This is a genomic window from Cellulomonas sp. URHE0023, from assembly GCF_000688475.1.
Taxonomy (GTDB): domain Bacteria; phylum Actinomycetota; class Actinomycetes; order Actinomycetales; family Cellulomonadaceae; genus Cellulomonas.
Window position 1 is genome coordinate 1,355,315 of the sequence record NZ_JIAN01000005.1, and the last position, 19,842, is coordinate 1,375,156.

Here is a 19,842-nt window from a genome sequence, read left to right on the forward strand (position 1 = left end):
CCGCGAGGCGCTACGCGTCTACGCGGACCGCTTCGGCGACGCTCTGGTCCGCCGCACCGTCGCCGTCTGCCGGTGCCGTCGCCCCGCGGGGCACGAAGACGGCAGCGACGACAGCGATCAGCCCAGCGGCCGTGGCCGCCCAGAACAGCGCCGAGGACCCCGCGACCACGGCCCCGGAGACCACGGACCGCAGCGCCGCGGGCAGCCCGGCGAGCGCCTCGGGTGTGAGTGCGGTGACGTCGGGACGGGACTGCGCTGCCGGCACATGGTCGGCGACGTAGCCGGTCAGCGTGCTGGAGAACAGGGCGCCGAATGCGCCCACGCCCACGGCACCACCGATCATCCGCATGAACCCTGCGGCGCCGGTGGCCGCGCCCACCTCGTCGGCGGGAGCGCTGTTCTGCACCAGCACGGTCGGGGTCTGGAACAGCAGCCCCACCCCCACGCCGACCAGGGCCATGAAGGCGGCGGTCAGCCACGCGGACGTCCCGGCGTCCATGGTGGCCATCAGGGCGCTCCCGGCGGTGAGGAGCGCGGTGCCGGCGACCATCGCGGTGCGGAAGCGCTCGGGCCGGCTCGTCCAGGCACCGGTCACGACGGCTGTGGCGATCGCGGGCAGGAGCATCGGCAGCAGGAGCAACCCGCTGCTGCTCGCGGAACGTCCCTGGACGAGCTGCAGGAACAGGGGCAGGTAGTTCATCGTGCCGAGCATGATGGCCCCGGTGCCGAGGAAGACGACCACGAAGGACGCGACCACGGCACGGTTGCGGAACAGGGTGGGCGGCAGCACCGGGTTCTCGGCACGCCGCTCGACGACGACCAGCACGACGAGGGCGACGATCGCGACGATCACCGCACCGAGGACCTGCCATGACGCCCAGGCGTACTCGTGACCTCCCCAGGTCACCGCGAGCACCACACCGCTGCTCGCGACGGAGACGGCGAGCAGTCCCGCGAGGTCGATACGGCCGCCACGCGCACGCGCCGGCAGGTGCAGCAGCGTCGCCACGCCGACGATCGACAGCGCGACGAGCGGCAGGTTGAGCAGGAAGATCCAGCGCCAGCCGAGGCTCTCGGTGATCACGCCGCCGACCCACGGACCGATGATCATGGAGACCGGCGCGATCGCCCCCAGCAGCCCCATGACGCGCGACCTTCGCTCGGGGGGAACGACGTCGGCGATGACGGCGAGCAGCGTCGTGAACGTCATCCCGGCGCCCAGGCCCTGCACCGCACGGGAGCCGACGAGCTCACCCATCGACGTGCTGACGCCTGACCCGAGCGACCCCACGAAGAACGTGCCGAGGGCGACGAGCAGCATGGTCCGGCGGCCGAACATGTCGCCGAGGCGGCCGGCCAGCACGGTGCCGATCGCCATGGTGAGCAGGAAGGCGGTCGCGATCCAGGCGATGCGGTCGAAGCCACCGAGCTCGCCGGCGATCGTCGGGACGGCGGTGGCAGCCACGAGCCCGTCGAGCTGCACGGGGACGAGGGCGAGCACGAGGCTGACGATGATCAGGGGCAGTCGCGGTGCCGTCGGTTCGGCGGCGGCTGGGGGAGCCTCGGGGGCAGGTGCGTTGGACATCGTGAACCTCGCTTACTTGTCGACCGGCTAGTTACCTTGTCGGTCGGCAGGTAATCACTGTTCCTAGCCGGTCGTCAAGTAGGCTTCCTCAGCGGGACCACAGGACGGCGGAGGACGGAGGCGCTCGTGCCACGTGACGGCAGCGGCACCAGGGCGACGATCCTGCGCACCGCCATGCGGATGTTCGTCGAGCAGGGTTACGACCGCACCTCGCTCCGGGAGATCGCCGAGGACGTGGGCGTCACGAAGGCGGCGCTGTACTACCACTTCCGCACCAAGGAGGACATCGTCCGGGCCGGGGTGCAGGACTTCACGGAGCAGCTCGACCTGGTCGTCTCCCGGGTGGAGGACCTCCCGCCCGGCGCCGGCAGGAGCGCCGCGTTCGTCGACGGGCTCCTCGACCTTCTGCAGTCGGACGGCGCGTACGCCCTGCGCTTCGGCCAGGCGAACCCCACCGTCCTCGGCCGCGAGGGCCAGGGGCACGGACAGCTCGAGCTGCTCAAGCGGCTGATGTCCGCCCTCGCAGGGCCCGAACCCGCGCCGGAGGCCGCGTTGCGGGCCACGCTCGCCTACGGAGCACTCATGGTCGGAGCGCTCGGTGGCCCGCTCATCGAGATCACGGGGGACGAGGAAGGCCTGCGCACTGCCGGCCGCGCCGTCGCGCTGGACCTGCTCGCGCCCCTGGAGCGCGACGGGGTGCAGTGAGCGCGACCGAGAAGCTCGACGTCAAGAAGGACCTCGATGCCTACCGGGCACAGCGCGGTCGGTTCCGCGTGCTCGAGGTGCCGGACATGCAGTACCTGATGGTCGACGGCCACGGCGACCCCAACACGTCGCCCGCATTCACCGGGGCCCTCGAAGCGCTGTACCCCGTCGCTTACACGCTCAAGTTCGCCAGCAAGCGGGAGCTCGGGCGTGACTATGTCGTGCCTCCGCTGGAAGGGCTGTGGTCGGCGCAGGACATGGCGTCGTTCACGGCCGAGCGAGACAAGTCCCGGTGGGACTGGACCGTGATGCTGCTGGTTCCGGAATGGATCGCGCCGGAGACCGTCGCGGACGCGATCGAGACGGTACGCACCAGGTCGTCCCCGCCGCGGCTCGACGCCGTCCGGGTCGAGCGACTCTCCGAAGGGCTGTGCGTGCAGACGCTGCACATCGGCTCGTTCGACGACGAGGCGCCGGTGCTCGCACAGCTGCACGACGAGTTCATCCCCGCGAACGGCCTGCGCATGGTCGGGACGCACCACGAGATCTACCTGACCGACACCCGCCGGACCGCCCCGGACAAGCAGCGCACCATCCTGCGCCAGCCGGTCGCACCGATCTGACACCCCAGGCCTCTAGTCGTCGTCGCCGACCCGCGACCCCTCAGGCCCGACCGTGGTCGCGCGGAACTGTGTGGCGAGCGCTGCCTGGATCCGGACGTGACGCTCGAGGAACGCGCGCTCGTCGAGCCGCTTGCGTCGCAGCCAGCCGGTGACCTCGTCGTTGCACTTGCTCGCGTTGCACGAGCCGCACGCGGGCGCGATGTTGTCGAGCGTGTACCGGCCGCCCCGGGAGATCGGCAGCACGCAGTCGCGCTGCAACGCGACACCCGTGGCCCCGCAGTACGCGCAACCGCCCCACGCGGCGACCAGACCGGCCCACTGCTCGGCACTGAGGTCGTGCTCGACCGCGGCCATCCTGCGCTTGCGCCGTTGGGCGTAGCGCGCCTGACGGGTTCGAGGAGCGGGCATGGCGCCAGCGTAGGTAGGACGAGGGCGTTCGCCCTGGACCGAACCGCGACCTGGTTGACCCAGGTCGGCATCCGGTCAGACCAGTGCCCTGCGGGCGGACAGACTCGGTCAGCTCACCAGCGGTGGTTCGAGTTCTTCATGCAGCGGTGCCCCGTGCCACGGCAGTAGCTGCACTCGCCCGTCCAGCGCTTCCGCCCGGCGCCGTCGCATCGCTCGCAGATCTGCACAGCAGAGCTGCACTCGTCGCACTTCGTCATGTCTGCCTCCCGTTACGCCGTCGTAACTCACACACCTGATGCCCACGTACTCGGGACAACGGCACGTCGGAGGAAGGACTTGAGCCGATGTGTGGCTTACGTGGCGCTTCCCCGACAACGTCGGAGAGCGGCTTCAGTCGGTGGGTGCGTGCCGGTCCAGGAACCGGTACACCTCCGTGGTGTCGACGCCGGGGAACACCCCCACGGGAAGCGCGGCGAGCAGCGACGCGTGCGGACGGGCGCTCGGCCACGCCTTGTCGGACCACCGCTGTGCCAGCTCGGCGGGTGGCTGCCTGCAGCAGGTCGGTTCGGGGCAGCGCGACTGGGCGCGCTCGGTCGTCTCGCGGCCCCGGAACCAGCGCACGTGCGCGAACGGCACTCCGACGCTCACCGAGAACGCACCCTGGGAGGACGGCTGCACCCGAGAGGTGCACCAGTAGGTTCCCGACGACGTGTCGGTGTACTGGTAGTAGGGCGAGAAGCGGTCGGCCAGCGCGAAGACCGTTCGGGCCGTCCACTGCCGGCAGACGGGCTGACCCTCGATCGCCCCGAGCGCGTCGGACGGGAAGACCACACCGTCGTTCTCGTAGGCCTTGTGCAGGGTGCCGCCCTCGTGGACCTTCATGAAGTGCACCGGCACTCCCAGGTGCCGCGTCGCCAGGTTGGTGAACCGGTGGGCGGCGGTCTCGTACGGCACCGCGAACGCGTCGCGCAGGTCCTCCACCGACAGCCGGCGCTCGGCCTTGGCCTCCTGCAGGAACGCGGCGGCACCGTCCTCGGGGAGCATCAGGGCGGCGGCCAGGTAGTTGGCCTCGACGCGTTGGCGCAGGAAGTCGCCGTAGTCACGCGGCTCGGCGTGTCCGAGCACGTGGCTCGCGATGGCCTGCAGCAGCGGTGAACGGGCGTCGCTCGTGCCCGGGTTCCCCTGCGGCAGGTAGATGCGTCGGTGGGCCAGGTCCGTCACGGTGCGCGTCGAGTGGGGCAGGTCGGGCACGTAGTGCAGGCCGAAGCCCAGGTGGGCGGCGATGTCGGCCGTGCCGCGCTGCGACAGGGGTCCGCCGGGGTGGTCGATCGCGTCCAGGAGCCGTCGGGCGTGCTCCTCGAGCTCGGGGAAGTAGTTGTCCTGCGCGCGCATGCGTGCCCGCAGCTCGGCGTTGGCGCGTCGGGCCTCCTCCGGGGTCGCCGCGTTCTCGGTGAGCAGCCGCTGCACCTCCGCCTGGAGCCGGACGAGGGCCTCGAGCGCATCTGCCGGGAGCGTGCGACCGACCTTGACCGTGGGCACGTTCAGCGATGCGAAGAGGGGTCCGCGCTGCGCCCGCTCGAGCTCGACCTCGAGTGCGGCGCGCCTGGTGGGCGGGTCCGTGCGGAGCAGCTCGGCCAGCGGCACGTCGAGCGCCTCGGCCACCTGCGCGAGCAGCGAGAGCTTGGGCTCACGGTGGCCGTTCTCCAGCATGGAGACCTGGGACGGGGCCCGGCCGATGGCCGCGCCGAGGTCGTCGAGCGTCATGTTCCGGCCCGTGCGCAGGTGCCGGATCCGTCGTCCCAGCACCAGCGTGTCCAGGCCGCCGTTGGCCGTCGTCGTCATGTCGTCCACGGTCTCCCACCCGGAACCCTTCTGTCCATGAGAAGAACGCCGGATCTTCTTGGCCCGTACCGGGGAAAGAACGGCCGAAACCGCGTCAACGTAGGGGCCAGGCAGAACCGCCGAGAAGAACCACCAAAGATGGAGGATCACGATGAGCGCCACCGGCGACCAGACGCAGACCGCGAGCGAGCTTGAGGCCAGCTGGTCCCTCGACCCGCGTTGGGCGGGCATCGAGCGGGTCCACACCGCCGAGGACGTCGTGGCGCTGCGCGGGTCGGTCCGCGAGGAGAGCACCCTGGCCCGCCGTGGTGCCGAGCGGCTCTGGCAGCTCCTGCACTCCCGCACGCTGCTCCCGGCGCTCGGCGCGCTGACCGGCAACCAGGCCGTGCAGCAGATCCGCGCGGGCCTCGAGGCCATCTACCTCTCCGGCTGGCAGGTGGCCGCCGACGCGAACCTGTCGGGCCAGACCTACCCCGACCAGTCGCTGTACCCGGCCAACTCCGTGCCGGCCGTCGTGCGACGCATCAACAACGCGCTGCTGCGGGCCGACCAGATCGACTTCGCCGAGAACGGCCGGCGGACGCGTGAGTGGCTGGCGCCGATCGTCGCCGACGCCGAGGCCGGGTTCGGTGGTCCGCTCAACGCGTACGAGCTCATGCACCAGATGATCTCCGCGGGAGCGGCCGGTGTGCACTGGGAGGACCAGCTGGCCGCCGAGAAGAAGTGCGGCCACCTGGGCGGCAAGGTGCTCGTCCCCACGTCGCAGCACGTGCGGACGCTCTCCGCGGCGCGCCTCGCAGCGGACGTCGCCGGGGTCCCGACGATCATCGTCGCCCGCACCGATGCGCTCGGCGCGGACCTGCTGACGTCCGACATCGACGAGCGTGACGAGCCGTTCCTCACGGGGGAGCGGACCGTCGAGGGCTACTACCGCGTCACGAACGGGCTCGACCCGGTGGTCGCCCGCGCCGAGGCGTACGCGCCGCACGCCGACCTGATCTGGGTCGAGACGTCGACGCCGGACGTCGCGCAGGCCATCGAGTTCGCCGAGCGGATCCACGACCGGTTCCCCGGCAAGCTCCTGGCCTACAACTGCTCGCCGTCCTTCCACTGGCGCTCGCAGCTCGACGACGCGCAGATCGCCCGGTTCCAGCGGGAGCTCGCGGGCCACGGGTACGTCTTCCAGTTCATCACCCTGGCCGGCTTCCACGCCCTCAACCACTCGATGTTCACGCTCGCAGGCGGCTACGCCCAGCGCGGGATGAGCGCGTACGTCGAGCTCCAGGAGGCAGAGATCGCCTCCGAGAAGGACGGCTACACGGCCACGCGCCACCAGCGCGAGGTCGGTACCGGCTACTTCGACCGCGTCGCCACAGCGATCTCCCCGCAGAGCGCCACCCTCGCGCTCGCAGGCTCCACCGAGACCGCCCAGTTCACACACGCAGGAGCACTCCGATGACGATCACCCCGACCCTCACCCGCCCCCACCTGACGATCACCGGTCCCGCCGTCCCGGGCACGGACGAGGTCCTGACCGACGAGGCACTCGACTTCCTGACGGACCTGCACGCGCACTTCGCCGGTCGCCGGCACGACCTGCTGCTCGGCCGGCAGAACCGTCGGACCCGGTTCTCGAACGGTGCCGACCCGGACTTCCTGCCGCTCACCGCGCACATCCGCACCGACCGTTCCTGGCGCGTGGCCGGTCCCGGTCCGGGGCTGGAGGACCGCCGCGTGGAGATCACCGGTCCCACGGACCGCAAGATGACCGTCAACGCCCTCAACTCGGGCGCCAAGGTCTGGCTCGCGGACCTCGAGGACGCCACCAGCCCGACGTGGGCCAACATCGTCGCCGGCCAGCACTCCCTCTTCGACGCCATCCGCGGTCAGGTGGACTTCACCTCCCCGGAAGGCAAGGAGTACAAGGTCGGTCCGCAGACGCCGACCATCGTCATGCGCCCGCGCGGCTGGCACCTGACGGAGAAGCACCTGGAGTTCACCGACCGCACGGGGCAGAGCACCGCCTCGTCGGCAAGCCTGGTCGACGCCGGTCTGTACCTGTTCCACAACGCGCAGGCGCTGATCGACGCGGGCCGCGGACCGTACCTCTACCTGCCCAAGCTGGAAGGGCACCTCGAGGCCCGGCTGTGGGACGAGGTGTTCCGCTACACGGAGACCTACCTCGGGCTGCGGTACGGCACGATCCGCGCGACCGTCCTGATCGAGACCATCACGGCGGCGTTCGAGATGGAGGAGATCCTCTACGAGCTGCGCGACCACTGCGCAGGCCTGAACGCGGGGCGCTGGGACTACATCTTCAGCGTCATCAAGAACTTCCGCGCACGCGGACCGCGCTTCGTCCTGCCGGACCGCAAGGCCGTGACGATGTCCGTCCCGTTCATGAAGGCGTACACCGAGCTGCTCGTCGCCACCTGCCACAGGCGCGGAGCACAGGCGATCGGCGGCATGAGCGCGTTCATCCCGGACCGCCGGGATCCGGAGGTCACCGAGAAGGCGCTCGCGCAGGTCACTGCGGACAAGGAGCGGGAGGCAGGGCAGGGGTACGACGGGACCTGGGTGGCTCACCCGGACCTGGTGCCCGTCGCTCGTGCGGTGTTCGACGAGGCGCTCGGCGACCGCATCGACCAGCGGCACCGTCTGCGCGAGGACGTGCAGGTCACCGCCGCGCAGCTGCTCGACATCCCGTCGGCCGGCGGCGGCGAGCCGGGTGCTGTCACCGACGCAGGGCTGCGCGGCAACATCTCGGTCGGTGTCCGCTACCTCGAGGCGTGGCTTCGCGGCATCGGCGCCGTCGCGATCGACCACCTCATGGAGGATGCCGCGACCGCCGAGATCTCGCGCTCGCAGGTGTGGCAGTGGGTGCACCACGAGGTCGTCACGGCCGAGGGCACGCAGATCGACTTCGCGCGGGTCGAGCAGGTGCTCAAGGAGGTGCTCGCCGATCTGCCTCGCAGCGAGGGGGACCGGTTCGACGACGCAGCCGACCTCTTCCGGCAGGTCTCGCTCGCGGAGGACTTCCCGACGTTCCTGACGGTGCCGGCGTACACGCAGTTCCTGGTCACCCGCGCCTGAGCGCGACGAGCCCTCTCCGGGTCCGGGCCCACGCCTGACCCGGAGGGGGCTTCGCGCTGTGGCGCGCTCGGGCCGCTCGACGGCCAGGTGCTGGCCCCTTTTCAGCAGGCCCGCGCATCGATACGGTCGGCCCACGCCGTTCCGGGCCTCCGCGCGGCGGCACCTGCGGCGTCGCGTGTCGCCGGAAGAGTCGCCGAGAGGGGTGGGCGTGCCCGCACCGCAGAAGGTCGCCGTCCGACGTGTGCTGAGCGTGCTGGCGGCGTTCCTGACCCTGCTCCTGGTGGCGTCGTGCAGCGGCGTCGATCGGCCGAGCCCTACCCGTCCGGCGTCGACGCCTACCGTCACCCGGCCGGCTCGGCCCAGCCCCACCCCGACCTTCACGATCCCGGCTCGCCCCGCGCCGACGCCGACGGTCCCCACTCGTCCCAGCCCGACGCCTACGGTCCCCGCTCGTCCCGGCCCGACGCTGGAGCCGACGCCGACGCCGACGCCCGAACCAGTTCCCACTCCGACTCCTACCCCGACTCCGACGCCCACGCCGGTCCCGGTGCCGACGCAGACAGCCGTCGCTCCCGTGCCCACCCCGACCGCCACACCGACCCCGACGCCCACACCCACCCCGACGCCGACCGTGACGGCTACGCCTACGCCGACGGTCACGCCGTCGCCGTCGCCGTCGCCCTCGGCCGATGACGTGACCACAGGCGACGAGGGGGGAACCCCGGCATGGGTCTGGTGGGTGCTGGTGCTGATCGTCGTCGGAGCAGGTGTCGGCATCACGCTGATCGTCCGAGCACGTCGCAGAGCGGTCTGACCGGATCCCGATCGATACTGTGAGCGCGATCGGGTCGCTGGACCCGAACGCCGTCGTCGCCCGCGGCCTCGACCACCGTCGAGGTCGTCACGTTGAGGAGTGAGCGTCATGGCCAATGTGGCCCTGCGGTGCACGGACCCGGCCTGCGCCGCGGACGGCAAGGTCCAGACGACCAAGACGTGCGCGGTGTGCGGCAAGCCGACGACGTGGTCGGTCCTGCGCGTCCCGACGGCGGGTCAGACCGCGACCATCGGTCCGATCTACACGATGCCGATGCCGGTGAAGGACGCGCCCGCGCCCGTGGGCGCCCCCACCCGTACCTGCACCAACGCGAGCTGCGCGCGCTACCACCTCGCGCAGGAGGACCCGTTCTGCGGTGGCTGCGGCCACGCGACGGTCGTCGCCACGACGCTCTAGCCGCCACCGCCGACCTCGTCGCCGATCGGGTGAGCGCCGGCCGCGACCGATGCGCGGGTCGCCGCGGCCGTGCTTGAGTGCCGGACAGGCGCGCTCCCGTGGCGTCGACGGGTGAGCGTCCTGGCTGTTCCGAGGACGACATCGCTGGACCTGCGGGGCCGTGGGGGTCGCCGAGTCGGAAGGAACGTGCGCATGGGCTCGGAGTTGCCGCCGTGGCTGCTGCCGGACGACGGCTTTCGACTTCCGGCACTGTACGGCGGGCTGTCCGCTCCCGGCCGGGTGGACCGGGGCGCCGTCGTCGACGCGCTGCGGTCGGCGGTCGAGCTGGCGACTTCGTGGATCGGCATCGACATCACCTGGTCGACGTTCATGGTGGTTGACGGCGACGGCATCCGTACCCCGCTCTCGAAGACGAGTCGAACCGGACTCGACTGGGACTTCATCTCCTCGAAGGTGGGCACGCCGACGTGGATCACGCTCGAGGGCGTCTGTACGGCCCTGGCGCACGATCCGATGCACCCCAACCACACGGTCGCCGAGGTGGACGCCCACTTCCCGCTCCCCTCCCGTGGTGAGGAGCTGGGCAGGATGAGCGTCGCGCTCTCGGTGCAGCGGTGGGCGATGTACGGCTCCGGCGAGAACATGCCGTGGATCGCCGGTCCCTTGGTGCCGTGGCTGGTGACGAGCGCCGAGCGGCTGGGCGCCCACGAGGGCTACGCCATCCTCGACCGGGTTCGAGGGTCGGAGACGTCGAGCGCAGCGGAGCACCGCGGTGTCTTCCGCAACCACGATGGCCACCTGTGGGGCTACGGCTGGAGCACGTTGCTGTCGCCGTCGCACCTAGAACGCGTCGGAGGCGTCGAGCAGTTGGCCGAGCTACCGGACGCTCAGGTGGTGAACCTGTCGGGCGGTCGCGTCTGGTTGACGTTGGGCGACGACCCGTCGGCGGTGCCGGACGCGACGATGTGGCGGCTGCACGAGATCCTGACGCCGGTGCTCCCGCCCCCATACGAACCGGACGAGTCCGAGGTCGACCTCGACCCGCCCCTGCCGGCGACGGTCGAGGCGGTCCGGGCGGCCTGGGAGGCGAAGGCCGAGGCGGCCCGTGCCGGCGGCCGGGTCAGCGGCATGTTCGGGCCGGTCGGGTTCACGTTGGACGCGAAGGTGCCTGAGGCCGTGATGCCGGTGGCGGTCGGGCCGGGCGGCGACCTCGTGCAGTTCGAAGGGCTTGGCGCGCAGGCGGCGGCCTCGCTGCTGAACCGGCTCACGGCGCCGGTGCTCGATGCACGGCTCGGTCCGGGGCCGACGCTGCGTACGGCATTGCGTGCGGCCGTCGCCCACCCGGGCGTCGTTCTGCTGAAAGGACACGCGGTCGGGCCCGGTCGTGAGGACGAACGCGTGACGGTCGACGGGATGGACATCCAGGACGACCCCGTGCTGCGGCGCCTCGGTCAGCGCCAGGCGTCGAAGGCGTGGCAACGGGTGCTAGCGCTCGGCCTCGACGACGCCCTGGACCGACCCGACGAGCTGCGTGCGCCGGCCGAGAACGGTGGACCGTGGTCCGTCTGGTGGGACTGAACGTCCTACCCTCTGGTCCATGACGGAGCCCCTCACGGTCGACGACCTGACCCGCATCCGCCGGATCCCGGAGCGGCAGCGCACCGACCGCGCAGAGCTGTACGGCATCCTCGACGCCGGTCTGGTGGCGCACGTCGCGTTCGTCCGCGAAGGTCGACCGGTCGTCATCCCGTTCCTCTACGCGCGCGACGGTGACTCGCTGCTCCTGCACGGGTCCACCGGCGGCGGGCTGTTCCTTGCACCTGAGGGCGTCGAGGTGTCGGTCGGGATCACGCATGTCGACGGGCTCGTGTTCGCGCGGTCGGTGTTCGACAGCTCGGCCAACTACCGCAGCGTCGTCGTCCACGGCCGTGCCGTCGCCGTCCCGGCGGACGAGAAGGAGGCGGCGCTCCTCGTGGTCTCGGAGCACCTGATGCCTGGCCGGTGGGACGAGGTGCGCGCGTCGACGCGCAAGGAGCTCGCCGCGACCTCGATCCTGCGCGTCGGGCTGGAGCGCGCGAGCGTCAAGGTCCGGGCCTACGGCGCATCCGAGGCGCCCGACGACGGAGAGGACCGTGCGGTGTGGGCGGGCGTGCTGCCGCTCGCCCTGGTGGCCGGTGCGGCGGAGTCGTCCTCCGATGTCGACGTGCCCGCTTCCGTGAGGGCCGCAGCGGCGAGACACGTCGACTCCGGTACGGTCCGCCTGTGACCAAGCGCCGCTGGATCGTCCTGATCGCGATCCTCCTCGTCCTCCTCGTGGTCGGGCTCACCCTGACGGTCCCGAACGGCAACTACACGGCAGCCGCTCTGCTGATCGTGGCGTTCGTCGTGGGGCCGACCGTGCTGATCATGACGAGCCAGGGCATCGAGCGCGCCAACCGCAGGCGTGTGGGCGCCCTCGAGCCGACCCACCCGGGCTGGTCGTTCGTGCCGTGCGTCACGGGACCGACGCAGGAGCCCCTCTTGAAGGCGGCCGGCGAGCGGACGACCACGGGGGTCGCCGCGACGCTCACCTACGGACCGGGTGGCATCGAGGTCTGGGCGGGCAAGAGCTCCGACGTCAAGGTGTTCGCCTACCCGTGGTCCGACGTGACGGACGTCAGCACCGCCGCCGACATCCGCACCTGGCAGAAGCGGACGGTCATCGGGGTGCGGATCACGCTGGCCGACGACGCGTCCCAGGACATCGCGGTCCTGGTGAAGACCCCGCAGGTTCCCGCGCTCACGGACAGCATCCGGGCGGCCCGCCCGGTGTGAACCGAGGCGACCGGAGTGCGACCACGACCGGTCGCGTGGCCGGGTCAGGGATCCGACACGACCGGCTATGACTGATCATGCGTCCGCTCGTGCGTGGACGGCGGTCTGTGGCTTCGGGTCCTAGCTCTCGAAGAAGCAGAACGGGTGGCCGGCTGGGTCCAGGAGCACCCGGACGTCGTCCTGGGGCTGGTAGTCGGCCAGCCGGGCACCGGTCGCGAGCGCGTGCTCCACGGCGTCGCCGAGCGAGTCCACCCGGATGTCCAGGTGCAGCTGCATCTGGTTGTGGTCGGTCGTCGCGGGCCACACCGGTGGTCGGTAGAGCGGGTCGGAGCTGAAGGACAGCCCGCTGCCTCCGGCGGGCGGACGGAGCATCGCCCAGCCGGGCTCGTCGGTGATGACGGGCCAACCCAGCAGCCGGTGGTAGAAGTCGGCGAGCGCGTGCGCGTCCTGCGACTCCAGGACGGTCGCGGACAACGAGAAGCGGCGTCCCGCGTGCTCGTTCCAGGGTGCCGTCGGTGGGGTGCTCACTCATCCAGGCTCGTACGGGCGCCTCGTGTTCGCACGCGGAGAAATCGGTTGGCAGGTGCGCCGGATCGGACGTATTTTCGTAGTACACGGGAAGGAGGTGGTCCAAGACATGATTTCTCTTAGGACGCGTGAGGTGACTGTCCGCTAGTCGCCCGTCAGTACTCGGACGGATTGCCGTCCGCCCGCAGACCACCCGGTCGGCGAGCGAATCCAGGCAGTCACCGCAGCCCGTGGGAGCCACGACCTCGTCCGTCGTGGCGGGGCCCCTTGAAGGGGTCCGGCCCACGGGCTGTTGCCTGCCCGTGGCAAAGTTGGGCCGTGTCTCTCAAGAATCCCGCTCAGATCGACGCGATGCGTCCCGCCGGCAGGTTCGTCGCCGGTGTCCTGTCCTCCCTCCGTGACGTCGCGCGCGAGGGGATGACCCTCAAGCAGCTGGACACGCACGCGCACCAGATGATCGACGCGGCCGGCGCGCACTCGGTCTACCTGGGCTACCACCCCTCGTTCGGCGCCATGCCGTACCCGGGCGTCCTGTGCACGTCGGTCAACGACGCAGCGCTGCACGGTCTGCCGTCCGACTACGTGCTCGTCGACGGTGACGTGCTGTCGATCGACTTCGCCGCGCAGGTGCAGGGCTGGGTGGCCGACTCGGCGCTGACGTTCCAGATCGGGACGCAGGACCCGTCGGTGACCGCGCTCGTCGAGACGACCGACCGTGCGCTCGCCGCGGGCATCGCGCAGTGCGTGCCCGGTGCGCGGATGGGTGACATCTCGGCCGCGATCGGGACGATCGGGCGTGCCGGCGGGTACGGGATCAACGCCGACTTCGGGGGGCACGGCGTGGGGCGCACCATGCACGAGGACCCGCACGTCCCCAACCTCGGGCGCCCGGGCACAGGGCTCAAGCTCAAGGCGGGCCTGGTGATCGCGATCGAGCCGTGGTTCATGGTGGGCGGTGACGACTACACGATCGACCCGGACGGCTGGACCATCCGCACCGCGGACGGCTCGCTGGCGGCGCACGCCGAGCACACGGTGGCGATCACCCCGGACGGTCCCGTGGTGCTCACGGCCCGCGACTGATCTCCGGTCCGAGGGACGCGCCCGACGGGCCGGGGATAGATTGGATCGGTCCGGCGTACCCGTCGCCACCGCACGAAAGAGGGCACCGATGTCCGCGCTCGTCGACACTGCTCCACTGATCGGTCACGTCGTCGGGGGCAAGGTGAGCACACCTGACGGGTCCCGGACGCAGGACGTGCGCAACCCTGCGACAGGTGAGCTCTCGGGACGTGTCCTGCTGGCCGACCAGGCCGAGGTCGACGCGGTGGTCGCGGGTGCGGTCGAGGCTGCGGCGACGTGGGCGCAGGAGCCGATCGGGAAGCGCGCGGGCGTGCTGTTCGCGTTCCGCGAGCTGCTGGTGCAGCACACCGACGAGCTGGCCGCGACGATCACCGCGGAGCACGGCAAGGTCATCGCGGACTCCCTCGGCGAGGTGGGCCGCGGGCTCGAGGTCGTCGAGTACGCGTGCGGGATCCCGCAGCTGCTCAAGGGTGAGTACACGGACCAGGCGGCCACGGGTGTCGACGTGTTCTCGTTCCGCGAGCCCCTCGGCGTCGTCGCCGGCATCACGCCGTTCAACTTCCCGGCCATGGTCCCGCTCTGGATGGCGCCCATGGCCATCGCGACCGGCAACGCGTTCGTGCTCAAGCCGTCCGAGCGTGACCCGTCGTCATCGCTCCTGCTCGCGCGGCTGTGGAAGGACGCAGGCCTTCCCGACGGGGTCTTCTCGGTTCTGCAGGGCGACCGCGTGGCCGTCGACGGGCTGCTCACGCACCCCGACATCGCCGCCGTGTCGTTCGTCGGGTCCACCCCGATCGCCCAGCACGTCTATGCGACGGCGACCGCTCATCGCAAGCGCGTGCAGGCCCTCGGCGGCGCCAAGAACCACGCGGTCGTGCTGGCCGACGCCGACCTGGACCTCGCCGCGACGCACCTGACCGGTGCGGCGTTCGGTGCCGCGGGCGAGCGGTGCATGGCGATCTCGGTGGCGCTCGTCGTCGACGAGGTGGCCGACGCGCTGCTGGAACGGCTCAAGGCCGCGGCGCTCAAGGTGCGCGTGGCACCCGGCAACGACCCGGCGTCGGACATGGGTCCGGTCATCACCCAGGCCGCGAAGCTGCGGATCGAGGAGATCGTCACCTCCGCCGTCGACTCGGGAGCGCGTGCGCTCGTGGACGGTCGCGGGCACACGGTCGACGGGTTCGAGGGCGGCTTCTACGTCGGGCCGACCGTGCTCGACGGCGTGACGACCGACATGCGCGCGTACGCGGAGGAGATCTTCGGGCCGGTGCTGGTCGTCCTGCGGGTCGCCGACCTGTCCGAGGCGATCGGCCTGGTCAACGCGAACCCGTACGGCAACGGCACCGCACTGTTCACGTCCTCGGGTGACGCGGCCCGCACCTTCCAGCGGGCCGTGCACGTCGGAATGATCGGCATCAACGTGCCCATCCCGGTGCCGGTCGGCTGGCACTCGTTCGGTGGCTGGAAGGACTCGCTGTTCGGGGAGAGCCACATCTACGGTCCCGAGGCGGTCCGCTTCTACACGCGCAACAAGGTGGTCACCAGCCGCTGGCCCAGCTCCCCGGCCACAGCACGCTTCCACTTCGGCCGCACCACCAGCCACTGACGCGAGCCACTGACGCGACGTCCGCCCTGGTCAGGGCGGACGTCGCGACTGCTCAGAGGGAGCGCTGGTAGGTGCGCATGGCGCGGACCGACCACCATGCGACCACGGCGGCGAGCGCGGTGAGCCAGAGCGACCGGGTGGCCACGACGGACCAGTCCACCGACGGGGACATCGCGGTGCGGGCGATCTCGACCGCCCACGTGAGCGGGTTGTACTGGGAGACGGTCTCGACCCAGGACGGAACCAGCGACGCGGGCATCAGGGCCGTCGACAGGAACGTCGCAGGGAGCACGATGATCGTCGAGATGCCGATGAGGGCGGTCTGGTCGCGGGCGAGCAGCGCCACTGCCGAGGACAGCGAGCAGAACGCCGCCGCGAGCAGGAGCGACGCACCGAGCGCGACCAGCATCCCGAGGATCCCGCCGTCGTAGGACGCGCCTGCAAGCCACCCGATCCCCAGCACGCACAGGCCCTGGACGAAGCAGAGGCCGAGCTGTTGGACGAGCTGGCCGGCCACCAGCGACGATCGGTGCACCGGCGAGGTGAGCATGCGGTCCATGACGCCGCTCGTGATGTCGTCGATGAAGCCGGTGCCTGCCCAGGCGCCCGAGTAGAGGACCGTCATCATGAGGATGCCGGGCACCAGGAACGTCATGTAGTCGTCGGCGCCGAAGCCGGGAACGGTCGCTACGGACGAGAACACGTTCCCGAACAGGAGCAGCCAGATCACCGGCTGGATGATCGCGACGCCCAGGCCCCAGGGCTGGCGGATGCCGTCGGTGGTCCAACGGCGGGTGACCTGCGAGGTCTCGGTGATCCACGTGGTGCTCATCGGGCCAGCTCCTTCACTGCGACGTCCGACGAGGTCCACGAGCGGCCGGCGTGGGCCAGGTAGACGTCGTCCAGGGTGGGACGGGAGACGCCGACGGCGCCGTGCCGGATGCCCGCGGCCTGCAGGGCGGAGATGACGGCGCCCACCGCCGCGGGCCCGTCGGACGTGCGGGCGACGAGGCGACCGGTCGGTCCCTCGACGTGCACGGAGACGTCCCGCAGGAGTGCGACGGACCCCGCGACGCTGGAGACCAGGGACGCGTCCGGCTCGACCAGCTCGACCGACAGGGTGTCGCCTTCCAGCGTGGCCTTGAGCGACTCCGGCGATCCCGCGGCCACGACGCGCCCGCGGTCGACGATGGTCAGCCCGTCCGCCAGCCGGTCGGCCTCCTCCAGGTAGTGCGTGGTGAGCACGACGGTCAGCTCGTCCTCGCCGGCGAGCCGCCGGATCTCGGCCCACATCGCGGAGCGCGCCTCGGGGTCCAGGCCTGTGGTCGGCTCGTCGAGGAACAGCACGGACGGGGTCCCGACGAGGCCGAGGGCGACGTCGAGCTTGCGGCGCGTGCCACCCGAGAGCTTGCCGGCGCCGCGGTCCGCGAACTCGGTGAGCCCGAAGCGGTCGACGAGGTCGCCGGCCCGGGCTGTGGATGCCGAGCGCGACAGCCCGCGCAGGCGGGCGGCCATCACGAGGTTCTCGCGGGGCGTCAGCAGCGGGTCGGCGCCGGTGCCCTGCGAGACGTACCCGATGGAGCGTCGGACGGCCGCCGCCTCGCGCACGACGTCGTGGCCCGCGACCCGGGCCGTGCCCGACGTCGCCCGGGCCAGCGTGGTGAGCACCTTGGTGGTCGTCGACTTGCCCGCGCCGTTCGGGCCGAGCAGCCCGTGGACGGTGCCGGCGGCGATGGTGAGCGTGAGCCCGTCGAGGGCTCTCACGTCCGGTCGGCCGCGGCCGCCGGGGTAGGTCTTGACCAGGTCGAGCGCGTCGACCGCGTAGTCAGGTGAGGTGGGCATGGGACTGCCTTCGGTCGAGCCGTCTGACGACGGCGGGTGGGTCGACCGAGGTGCCACCTATGCTTGTGGGTGCAGCGGATCGCACAGGTGCCCTTGCGGGTCTCGGTCGGTTCGTGTGGTCGGCCCGGGTGTTCCAGCACCTGGGCCGACCGTTTTTCGCGCGGGTCGCGCGAAGCTCTAGGGCGGTGGTGGCACGTACGACGCCAAGGCCTCGGCCAGCTCGTCAGGGTCCAGGCGACCGCCGGCCATCGTCCGTTCGTGCAGCTCACGCCACAGGTGCACGCCGTCGAACGAGCCGTCCGCGATGCTCGTCGCCAGGCCGACGACGAAGTCGAGCTCGGCGCTCAGGATCGCGACCTCGTAAGCGCTCTCCAGCGTGAAGATCGCCGGCAGACCCATCGCCTGCGCGTCGGCGACTCCGCCGCGCACGGTCGCGAGGTTCCGCTCGAGCGTCGCCTGGCGAAGCCGCAGAAGCCGGACCACGTCGTCGGGGCCGAGGAGGGGCAGGAACGACAGCGCGGCCTCGAACTGCGGGAACTCTTTGGCGGGCGTGCGAACCAGGTCTGTCAGCCAGTCGATGGCCTCGGTGGCGCCCGCGTCGGTCAGCCGGTAGACGGTGCGCGTGGGCCGGTTGCCGTCACGCTCCGTGGACGACGCCTCGATCAGCCCGTGCTTCACCAGCGAGTCGACGACCGAGTAGAGCGAGCCGAAGTTCAGCTTCACCGACTCGTCCTTACGGCGCTCGCGCAGCGTCATGGACATCTCGTAGGGGTGCATGGGCCGCTCCCACAGGAGTGCGAGGACGGCGAGAGCCAAGGGGTTGCTCCGCGACCGTGCAGCCATGGCATCCTCCTCACGCGTATCGTCCGAACCCGAATGCTCGACTCAGAGTATATCGCGTTTATGTCGCGTCTCAAGCCCTGGCGCGTGCGACGATGCCAACGTGCCCCTGCCGTATGCCGTGATGGTCGTCTGCACCGGCAACATCTGCCGGTCGCCCATGGCGGAGGTCGTCCTGCGCGACCGGTTCGCCAAGGCCGGGCTCGCCGGCCAGGTGGTCGTGGACTCCAGCGGCATCAGCGACGAGGAGCACGGCCGGCCCATCGACCGGCGCGCCAGGGCAGTGCTGCTCGCACACGGCTACGACCCCGCCGACGGGCACCGCGCACGGCAGGCGCGCGCGTCCGACCTGCCGTCGCACGACCTCGTCCTGGCGATGACGTCGGCGCACGCGCGCGCCCTGCGACGCCTCGGGGACGGCGACGTCCGCATGTACCGGTCGTTCGACCCGGACGCCCCGGTCGGCCGAGCCGAGCACACGCTCGATGTCGACGACCCCTGGTACGGCGACTCCACGGACTTCGAGGCGTGCCTCGCGCAGGTCGAGGCCGCGGCAGACGGCGTCGTCGCCTTCGTGCGTAAGGCTCTCTAGAGCCAGCGGTTCCGCCGGAACGCGACGTACAGCCCCACGCACACCACGCCGATCACGGTCACCACGACCGAGAACCCGTGCGGCGCGTGCTGGAACGGGATCCGGTCGAAGTTCATGCCGTAGACGCCGGCGATCGAGGTGGGCACGATCGCGATCGCCGCCCACGCGGAGATCTTGCGCATGTCGGCGTTCTGCTGGACGCCGACCCGGTTCTGCTCGACGCTGACCTGCGCGAGGTTGGCCTGCATGATGTTGGCGAGCAGCGTGTCGGCGGCCTCCACGAGCTCCGCCGCGTGCAGCGCGTGGTCCTGCACGTCGCGGAAGTACGGCTGGGCGCCCGCCGGCACGTTCGGGACCACCGTGTCGGCGAGCCGCGTCAGGGGGCCGACGAGGGGCACCACGGCCCGGCGGAACTGCTGGACCTCGCGCTTGAGCTTGTAGATGCGTTCGGCGTGGTCGTGGCCGGGGTCCTCGCCGAACACCTGGTCCTCGATCTCATCGAGGTCGATGTCGATCGCGGCGGTGACCTCGAGGTACTGGTCGACGGCCTTGTCCAGGATGGCGTGCAGCACCGCGGCGGGACCGTGCTGGAGCATCTCGGGATCGGCGCCCAGTGCCTCACGTACCTGTGCGGGGATCGCCGTGATCCCGTGCCGCACGACGATCACGAACCGCCCGCCCACGAAGATCGCCAGCTCGCTGACCTCGACCACCTCGACGTGGTCGACGTAGAACACGGGCTTGACGACCGCGAACGTCAGGTTGCCGTAGCGCTCGAGCTTCGGGCGCTGGTGGGAGGCGATCGCGTCCTCGATGGCCAGCTCGGGGAGCTCGAACGCGTCGGCGATGGCGTCGAACTCGTCCTCCGTCGGGTCGTGCAGCCCGATCCAGACGAAGCCGTCCTCCTTCTCGGCCTCCCGCACCGCCACCTGGAGGTCGTCGAGCCGGTGCAGGCGCCGTCCGCCGGCGTACAGAGCGCAGTCCACGATCACGGGTCGAGGCTAGGCCCATCACGTGCACGGCGGGACCGGCGCACGACCGGACGGCTCG

General features: G+C 71.1%; 20 protein-coding genes. 12 read left to right on the plus strand and 8 right to left on the minus strand.

Annotated elements, in window-relative coordinates:
- Positions 1-10 precede the first annotated feature (10 nt).
- Positions 11-1,585, minus strand: coding sequence for an MFS transporter (locus N553_RS0107020; RefSeq protein WP_051639877.1), 1,575 nt, complete (start codon positions 1,583-1,585; stop codon positions 11-13).
- Positions 1,586-1,711: 126 nt separating this feature from the next.
- On the opposite strand from N553_RS0107020, the gene N553_RS25345 reads away from it, so the two are divergent.
- Together N553_RS25345 and N553_RS0107030 are read left to right on the plus strand one after the other, a co-directional pair.
- On the plus strand, positions 1,712-2,290 hold the full coding sequence (locus N553_RS25345; protein WP_051639878.1) for a TetR/AcrR family transcriptional regulator: 579 nt from the start codon (positions 1,712-1,714) through the stop codon (positions 2,288-2,290).
- The gene (locus tag N553_RS0107030; RefSeq protein WP_028045941.1) at positions 2,287-2,913 is read left to right on the plus strand and encodes a GyrI-like domain-containing protein; all 627 of its coding nucleotides are present in this window, start codon (positions 2,287-2,289) and stop codon (positions 2,911-2,913) included. The genes N553_RS25345 and N553_RS0107030 overlap by 4 nt, the downstream gene beginning before the upstream one ends.
- Before the next feature lie 12 nt (positions 2,914-2,925).
- Here N553_RS0107030 and N553_RS21525 read toward each other — a convergent pair whose 3' ends face one another.
- Together N553_RS21525 and N553_RS0107040 are read right to left on the minus strand one after the other, a co-directional pair.
- Entirely contained in the window at positions 2,926-3,321 is a 396-nt protein-coding gene (locus N553_RS21525; protein ID WP_081844408.1) for an HNH endonuclease, read from the minus strand.
- Positions 3,322-3,711: 390 nt separating this feature from the next.
- On the minus strand, positions 3,712-5,163 hold the full coding sequence (locus tag N553_RS0107040) for a helix-turn-helix transcriptional regulator (protein WP_028045942.1): 1,452 nt from the start codon (positions 5,161-5,163) through the stop codon (positions 3,712-3,714).
- Positions 5,164-5,314: 151 nt separating this feature from the next.
- Here N553_RS0107040 and aceA point away from each other — a divergent pair, with 151 nt between their 5' ends.
- The 7 genes from aceA to N553_RS0107085 all read left to right on the plus strand — a co-directional run bounded on the left by aceA (position 5,315) and on the right by N553_RS0107085 (position 12,301).
- Entirely contained in the window at positions 5,315-6,622 is a 1,308-nt protein-coding gene (aceA, locus tag N553_RS0107045) for an isocitrate lyase (protein ID WP_034620771.1), read from the plus strand.
- On the plus strand, positions 6,619-8,256 hold the full coding sequence (gene aceB / locus N553_RS0107050; RefSeq protein ID WP_028045944.1) for a malate synthase A: 1,638 nt from the start codon (positions 6,619-6,621) through the stop codon (positions 8,254-8,256). Before aceA ends, aceB begins: the two co-directional genes overlap by 4 nt.
- Positions 8,257-8,544: 288 nt before the next feature.
- Positions 8,545-8,949: a hypothetical protein gene (locus tag N553_RS25020; RefSeq protein ID WP_051639880.1), complete on the plus strand. Its 405-nt coding sequence runs from the start codon at positions 8,545-8,547 to the stop codon at positions 8,947-8,949.
- A gap of 229 nt (positions 8,950-9,178) precedes the next feature.
- Positions 9,179-9,487: a hypothetical protein gene (locus N553_RS0107070; RefSeq protein WP_156043735.1), complete on the plus strand. Its 309-nt coding sequence runs from the start codon at positions 9,179-9,181 to the stop codon at positions 9,485-9,487.
- Between the two features lie 192 nt (positions 9,488-9,679).
- Positions 9,680-11,065, plus strand: a complete 1,386-nt coding sequence (locus N553_RS24185) for a hypothetical protein (RefSeq protein ID WP_051639881.1) — start codon at positions 9,680-9,682, stop codon at positions 11,063-11,065.
- A gap of 19 nt (positions 11,066-11,084) precedes the next feature.
- Positions 11,085-11,753 carry a pyridoxamine 5'-phosphate oxidase family protein gene (locus N553_RS21540; RefSeq protein WP_034620774.1) on the plus strand — a complete coding sequence of 223 codons (669 nt, stop codon included), beginning with the start codon at positions 11,085-11,087 and terminating at the stop codon, positions 11,751-11,753.
- On the plus strand, positions 11,750-12,301 hold the full coding sequence (locus tag N553_RS0107085) for a hypothetical protein (protein ID WP_028045946.1): 552 nt from the start codon (positions 11,750-11,752) through the stop codon (positions 12,299-12,301). Before N553_RS21540 ends, N553_RS0107085 begins: the two co-directional genes overlap by 4 nt.
- A 120-nt stretch (positions 12,302-12,421) precedes the next feature.
- Here the strand turns inward: N553_RS0107085 and N553_RS0107090 are convergent, their stop codons facing one another.
- Complete coding sequence (locus N553_RS0107090) at positions 12,422-12,829, minus strand: VOC family protein (protein WP_051639882.1); 408 nt, start codon at positions 12,827-12,829, stop codon at positions 12,422-12,424.
- 318 nt (positions 12,830-13,147) lie between these two features.
- Here N553_RS0107090 and map point away from each other — a divergent pair, with 318 nt between their 5' ends.
- Both map and N553_RS0107100 read left to right on the plus strand, forming a co-directional pair.
- Complete coding sequence (map, locus tag N553_RS0107095) at positions 13,148-13,912, plus strand: type I methionyl aminopeptidase (protein ID WP_028045948.1); 765 nt, start codon at positions 13,148-13,150, stop codon at positions 13,910-13,912.
- An 88-nt stretch (positions 13,913-14,000) separates the two neighbouring features.
- On the plus strand, positions 14,001-15,518 hold the full coding sequence (locus N553_RS0107100; protein ID WP_028045949.1) for a CoA-acylating methylmalonate-semialdehyde dehydrogenase: 1,518 nt from the start codon (positions 14,001-14,003) through the stop codon (positions 15,516-15,518).
- A gap of 52 nt (positions 15,519-15,570) precedes the next feature.
- On the opposite strand, the gene N553_RS0107105 is transcribed toward N553_RS0107100, so the two are convergent.
- From N553_RS0107105 to N553_RS0107115, 3 genes are all read right to left on the minus strand, one after another.
- Positions 15,571-16,350, minus strand: coding sequence for an ABC transporter permease (locus N553_RS0107105; RefSeq protein WP_028045950.1), 780 nt, complete (start codon positions 16,348-16,350; stop codon positions 15,571-15,573).
- Positions 16,347-17,360, minus strand: a complete 1,014-nt coding sequence (locus N553_RS0107110) for an ABC transporter ATP-binding protein (RefSeq protein ID WP_028045951.1) — start codon at positions 17,358-17,360, stop codon at positions 16,347-16,349. The genes N553_RS0107105 and N553_RS0107110 overlap by 4 nt, the downstream gene beginning before the upstream one ends.
- Positions 17,361-17,537: 177 nt before the next feature.
- A complete protein-coding gene (locus N553_RS0107115; protein ID WP_028045952.1) occupies positions 17,538-18,203 on the minus strand; it encodes a PadR family transcriptional regulator in 666 nt (221 codons plus the stop codon).
- Between the two features lie 106 nt (positions 18,204-18,309).
- Between N553_RS0107115 and N553_RS0107120 the strand changes: the two genes are divergently transcribed.
- Positions 18,310-18,792 (plus strand): low molecular weight protein-tyrosine-phosphatase, encoded by a 483-nt coding sequence (locus tag N553_RS0107120; RefSeq protein ID WP_369796690.1) that lies wholly within the window; start codon positions 18,310-18,312, stop codon positions 18,790-18,792.
- Here the strand turns inward: N553_RS0107120 and N553_RS0107125 are convergent.
- Positions 18,789-19,784 (minus strand): magnesium and cobalt transport protein CorA, encoded by a 996-nt coding sequence (locus tag N553_RS0107125; protein WP_028045954.1) that lies wholly within the window; start codon positions 19,782-19,784, stop codon positions 18,789-18,791. The genes N553_RS0107120 and N553_RS0107125 overlap by 4 nt on opposite strands.
- Positions 19,785-19,842 lie beyond the last annotated feature (58 nt).